The 5,662-nt window shown below is 60.7% G+C and carries 7 protein-coding genes and 1 pseudogene; all 8 read right to left on the reverse strand.

Translation table 11 applies throughout. The features are described 5' to 3' along the window. Positions 1-356 precede the first annotated feature (356 nt). Entirely contained in the window at positions 357-1,319 is a 963-nt protein-coding gene (locus LQ220_RS24515) for a LysR family transcriptional regulator (protein WP_230190590.1), read from the reverse strand. 97 nt (positions 1,320-1,416) lie between these two features. Then, entirely contained in the window at positions 1,417-2,400 is a 984-nt protein-coding gene (locus LQ220_RS24520; protein ID WP_230190591.1) for a VOC family protein, read from the reverse strand. Next, positions 2,397-3,296 (reverse strand): alpha/beta hydrolase, encoded by a 900-nt coding sequence (locus tag LQ220_RS24525; RefSeq protein WP_230190592.1) that lies wholly within the window; start codon positions 3,294-3,296, stop codon positions 2,397-2,399. The genes LQ220_RS24520 and LQ220_RS24525 overlap by 4 nt, the downstream gene beginning before the upstream one ends. Before the next feature lies 1 nt (position 3,297). Continuing rightward, positions 3,298-3,615 (reverse strand): 2Fe-2S iron-sulfur cluster-binding protein, encoded by a 318-nt coding sequence (locus LQ220_RS24530; RefSeq protein ID WP_230190593.1) that lies wholly within the window; start codon positions 3,613-3,615, stop codon positions 3,298-3,300. A 36-nt stretch (positions 3,616-3,651) separates the two neighbouring features. Further along, entirely contained in the window at positions 3,652-4,440 is a 789-nt protein-coding gene (locus LQ220_RS24535) for a DUF3891 family protein (protein WP_230190594.1), read from the reverse strand. Between the two features lie 13 nt (positions 4,441-4,453). Continuing rightward, on the reverse strand, positions 4,454-5,008 hold the full coding sequence (locus LQ220_RS24540) for a carboxymuconolactone decarboxylase family protein (RefSeq protein ID WP_230190595.1): 555 nt from the start codon (positions 5,006-5,008) through the stop codon (positions 4,454-4,456). A 2-nt stretch (positions 5,009-5,010) separates the two neighbouring features. Continuing rightward, positions 5,011-5,484: an aromatic-ring-hydroxylating dioxygenase subunit beta gene (locus tag LQ220_RS24545; protein WP_354958640.1), complete on the reverse strand. Its 474-nt coding sequence runs from the start codon at positions 5,482-5,484 to the stop codon at positions 5,011-5,013. 86 nt (positions 5,485-5,570) lie between these two features. Further along, positions 5,571-5,662, reverse strand: a pseudogene (locus tag LQ220_RS24550) (integrase catalytic subunit); the annotation flags it as partial.

A 5,662-nucleotide genomic window follows, 5' to 3' on the forward strand; every position in this document is an offset into this window, starting at 1 on the left:
TGATCTCAACTTCACGTAGCTTGCCGATGATCTCTTCCGGCTTGTGCTTCTTGCTTGGCATTCAATGTCCCCTTCGTGGTCCAGACTATCATAGTCTCTGGGCCACTCAGCGGGGGGCAGATCAACCGAAAGCTACGAAACAGCCTTACCTGATCGGTGCTTCGATCATGCGCCAAAGGCAGTGAGGATAAGCCGACACTGTCGAGCAGCCGTTCGGTCTCGACCTGAAGGTTAACACCCAACCTTCGCGCCGCTCCATAATCATGGCCATTCTAATATGGGCTTGGCTTTACAAAGCCGGTCCCAGAAGGTGCCCTAATCGCACGATCCACCTCACACTTTCTTATGGTCGTGCGTCAGTCAGTATAGTCCTGGATGGTCTTGGACCAGCTGACAGCCTGATTCATGTCACGCGGTTCGATCCAGCGGAGCCCGCTCACCTGCTGGAGCAACACCTGCGGCAGAAGCGCCATGAACTTACGCGCCTGCCCCTGAAGCGGCGTAGAGGCTCGCCGGACGAGATAACGCGGCAAAGTCCGTTCTATCGGGATAAGCCTTAGCCTGCCCTGAAACATTTCCTGCGGTATCGCGAAATAAGGCAGGATTGTAAGCCCGTCCCCCTTCTCCACCAGATTTTGCAGTGAAGTGATGGAATCCGTCTCGAACCTGGGCTGGACATCCACGCCATATCGCGCGAGGGCGCGAGTCGCCACTTTGGTCAGATCGGCGCTTCCGGGCACCCCGACAAAGGGAAGATGGCGCAAGCTGCGCAATACATCGCCCAGTTCGCCCTCGGCAGTAGGCGGGAGCGCCAGAAACAAATGCTCACGCCAGAGCGGATAATACTCGAAGGCAGGGTCGACTCGCCAAGTCGTCATGACCGCCAGATCGATCTCCCGCGACAGTAGCCAGCGCTGTAGCACGGTACCGGTCGCTTCCATCATCTGAATACGAACGTCAGCGAGCGCGCGCGTCATGTCCGAGACGATCACCCCATGGATCAGAGTCGAGAGGCTCTTGGCAAAACCCAGCTTGACTTCGCTCGAGGGCATGTCGCGCAGGAGGTCAAAATCTTCCTCCATTGCCGCATAGTTTGCCAATATCAGTTCGGCATGCGCTTGGAGTGTTTTTCCTGCTTCGGTAAGGGCCATCCCGCCTGGATGACGCGTGAATAGAGGTACCCCCACTGCGAATTCGAGTAACTGCATCCGGCGACTAAGCGCCGACTGGACGATGTTGGCGCGCCGCGCGGCAGCCGAAATGCTCCCGGCTGTCACCACTTCGATGAAAAGACGAAGCTGAATCATCTCTATAGTCAAATACGGTCCTTATTCGCGTTACCCTGATTGTCAGACTGGTCCATGCCTTCGCCAGATCGCGCCGATTTAAGCACGATGCGGTCGTTCGGGAAAGGCCCTAAACGGCGAACTCGAGCCAAGCCGGGCTGGTCATCGCGGGATCGAACACGGCGTCGCGCCGGACATAATATTCGCTGACCAATCCGTCAGGATCCTCCAGAAATATCGCCGTCTTCCACGGCAGGTCGACCGAGGCCAGCACAGGAACGCCTTTCGCGGCGAGATTTGCTTTCGCAACTTCGAGTCCCGCCTCCGATTCAAGTTCGAAACAGGCCCGCCCATAGCCTTTATCCGGCGCCTCCAGCAAAATCAGGCAATGCGGATAGGTATCAAGCGTGGCCCGTAGATAGGTCACTTTCCACCCAAAGGCTTCGTGACTTGCGACGACCGCCAGACCGCCGATGCGCGTGTAGAATTGCGTCAGTTGCTCGATGTCGGCGGTCCTGAGAACCGAATGCGTCACGCGCCACGGATTGACGGGCGCCCCGGGCGTAGTCAGCAGCGTCGGCGCTGTCTCGAACAGTTGCTCGGTCGATCCCTCGGCTGTCATCGGGTCCCAAAATTCGGTCAACAATTCCATCGGCCCGCCCAGTACGGATCGCCAGTCGCGGATCGTGTCGCAATAATATTCGTTATAATTGCCATCCGGGTCGAAGATATAGACGCTATGGGCGACCTGATGATCCACGGTCAGGTCAGTCTCAATCCCATCCTTTCTCAGTTGCTTAAAGGCAGTCACCAGCGCCGCCTCATTCTCCAGCTCCCATGCCAGATGGTTGAGGCCGGGGCTCAGCCCGATCGTGCCCGGAAGCTGAAGGATGCCGTTCCGGCCGAAACGGTCCTTGCCCCGCGTCACCTCGATCATCCCGAGATCATGCGGAGTGTGACCCGTCCCCAGAAACGTGGCCACCAGATCGGGCTCGGTGAATTCGACGCGCAGCCCCGATACGTCCCGGTAAAAGCTCTCCGACGCGGCTAGGTCATCGACCCAGAGGTTGACATGGCCCAGTCGGCGCGGCGCAAAATAGGAGGCCGAAGTCATGATGCTGAACTCCTGTGGGGGACGACGCGCGCGGCGTCGCCGAGAATGAAGGACATAAATCGCTCGGTGAGCAGGCTCGATCCGTCCGCCAGATCGAGGACGACGTCGAAATGGTTGCGGCCGGAGATTTCGAGGCAGCTAGTATCTACGCCAGCAGCGACCAGGCGATCACGATAGGCACGGGACTGTCCTTTGAAGACCTCCGGCTCCTGCTCGCCCCAAGCTAGCAAGACCGGGCAAAGCGGCGGCGGCAAGTGACAGGGGCTGAGCTGTACGGCAGCATTCGCGTCCAGCTTGAGCCAGTCGTTGATGAAGCTGTTCGCCAGCGGGCTCAGGTCGAACAGCCCGCTCACCGGCATGATGCCGCGCACATGCCGGGCGGAATGTCCATCGGAAGCTGCGCACATCGCCGCGAGGTGCCCGCCTGCGGAGCTGCCTGTGACCCAGATGCCGTTCGGACGGAGACCGTAATCCGCCCCCTCCCCTGCAAGCCACATGATAGCCGCGCGGGCTTGCCGCACGATCTCCGCCAGAGTGACGGAGGGTGCCAGTTGATAGTCTACGACCGCGACCGATACGCCCTGCGCCACGAAAGTCCGCGCCATAAACGCGGACTCCCGACTGGAGAGCATCCGCCAGTAGCCGCCATGGAAGAAGACCAGCAGCGGCGCGTCATCCGAGGCCCGGAACAGGTCCAGCGTGGAACCCGACGATGCATCGTAAACGATGCCAAGCTCGCCAGGCAGTTGCCGTCGCACCTGTTCGGACAGCTCTGCATAGCGCGCTATTGCTGCCTCAAACACGCCGGGTGCCACGCTGTCCGTTACTCGATATTGAGCATCGCGTTCGGCCCGATCGGGCGTGTCGATCGCATATTTCGGCATCGTGGCGCGCATCTCAGTCCGCCGGCGCCACGGTCACCGACATCCCGTCCATACAGGCGTCGAAAACGATCTGGCACGCAAGCCGCGACGTCGTCGCCCGATGATCCGAGCAGTCCAGCAGGGCGTCCTCATCCTCGCCGATCGCGTGCAAAAGATCGGCGAAGGCAGGGGCGACATAAACGTGGCAGGTCGCGCAGGAACAGCCGCCACCGCATAAAGCCTCCATACCGGAGGCGCCGGACTCGCGAACGATCTGCATCACGGTCTGGCCCTGCCCGGCTTCCACCACGATGGCGCGCCCGTTGGCATCAACGATATGTAGTGTCGCCATATCAGACGCCGTTGAGGCTAGGGCCGCTGTGCGCGTTCATGCGCACAGTTCCAGATTGATGATCCTAGTCGGCGCTTTGAAATATTCCTTGCGGAAGGTTTCGGCATCCGGCCATTTCGAACGGGGCAGATGCTTGTACGATATCTGCACCTGCTGTCCGTCCTCATCGAACGGGAAAGGATCGAAGCGAACCCGCGTTGAGCTAAGCGGAGTGAGAGTGATGCGGACGCCCTCCCCGTCCTTGTCCTCATAGCTGGCGGGCACCGGTTCTATATAGTCGGGGTACGGCTCCTGGCAGCAGAAATAGATGCCCAGAATATCCCACACCTGCATCAGCCGGAAATTGGTACGGAACACGGCCTGGTCGACTGCCGCCAGCGCCTGTTGCTGCTGCTGCTCGTTCCTGGCAATGAACGCTTCTATGTCCGGCCCAAGGTTAGAAAAGGTTGGATGCGGCGGATGCGTGATCGCATCATATCGACCGCGCCAGATGCCTGTCCGATGCATATTGGCGATCAGCCCGGCATAGGGATCTTGCTCAAGCAGCCATTCATGCGTCCACTGATAGCTTTCCAGTTCGAACCGATCCACGCTGGCGTGGATAAAGTCAGGCGTTCCGCCAGTGGCCTCGTTGAAGGCCGGGCTGGTTTCGTACCGCAGCCAGCCGAAATCATGGAACATCGCCGCGCGGACGACCGAATCATAGGGGGTCGGGGCCGCGAAACGGTCATTGCCCCAATGCGCCGCGAGTTGGCCGACCAGACGAGAATGGTCGGTTTGCGGAATAATCATCAGCCCATCTTCTGCGGGCGGCCGGATCATCATGGGAACAGTCCTTTCATATGTCGGAAAAGGGATAGGCCTCGGCAATCCCGGCGAGTGCAGGCTCTATCTCCAGCCCCAGAACCTGGCATTGCCGGGCGACCATCCCGTAGAATGTCGTAGCGATCAGCAGGTCGGTGCGTTGGTCCGCAGGCAGCGTGTCGCGCAGCCGCCTTGTCACGGCGTCGGAAGGGCACATCCCAAAAGCCGCATTGCGCGCGAAGGCGAGCACCGCCAGTGTGCCCTCATCCGTACCGGAGCGGGCGGTCCAGCCACTGGCGATCGCACGAACTTCCTCCGGCGTCGCACCACCACTTAGCGCGCGATCGACATGATGGACGAAGACATAGTGGCATCGCAGCGACCGGGCGACCTGAAGGATCGCCAGTTCACGCAGGCGTGCGTCCAGCAGGCTATGCCGTCCGACCTGCGCCGACAGCACGCCCTGTGCCGCCAAGGCCCCGGCACTGTTCGCTAACGCGCCCAGCAGCGAGATTGGCCCGCCCCCTTCCAGCATCCCGCGCTCGGCCGGAGGCAGTGACGCCGGATCGATGCTCTCGATCAGCGCCATGGCTAGAGGAAGATAGCCAGATTGGGCGTGCGCAGCGCGATCCACGGCAGCAGGGCCGTGCGCTTCAACAGCCGACACCGGCCATCTTCATGCAACACGACATCCTGACGTCGGACCGGAATGATGTCCGCCTCCTCGTCCAGAGCGCGCTGGCGGTAAATCAATACCGCGCTGTCGACTTCGAAACGGCCCGGCAGGTCGGTCGGCGTGACCAACACGCTACCGACGACGCGCACCGTCCGCGAGGCGGGCGATTCCGCCCATGCCTGCCCGGTTGTCATCCGTTCGACCCGCTTGCTCAACAGCATCATATTGTCACGCAAACGATAGCGATTGGCGGCGGACTGGCGGTCTGGCCGGTCGTCGCTGACCCGGATGGGAACATGATAGTCGATGTCCTCGTCCAGCAGAGCAAGCCATTCTTCGTACCGGTTCTCGTCCAGCAGCTTGGCCTCAAGCGCCAGGAACTGACTGATCGCGGTACAGACAGCGGGGTCTGGTGCAACGTGCGAGGGGGTTTCGAGAGACTGATCTGCCCCCGCGGAGTGGGCCGGTTGGTTTGTTAGTGGATTATGCTCACCATCGCCATATCCGGGCGGAGGTGGAGCGAAGCGGAACCGGAGGCCGGATATGGCGGTGAAGCCGTTTCCGGTG

Origin of the sequence: Sphingobium sp. CECT 9361 (assembly GCF_918741285.1) — a bacterium.
GTDB lineage: Bacteria > Pseudomonadota > Alphaproteobacteria > Sphingomonadales > Sphingomonadaceae > Sphingobium.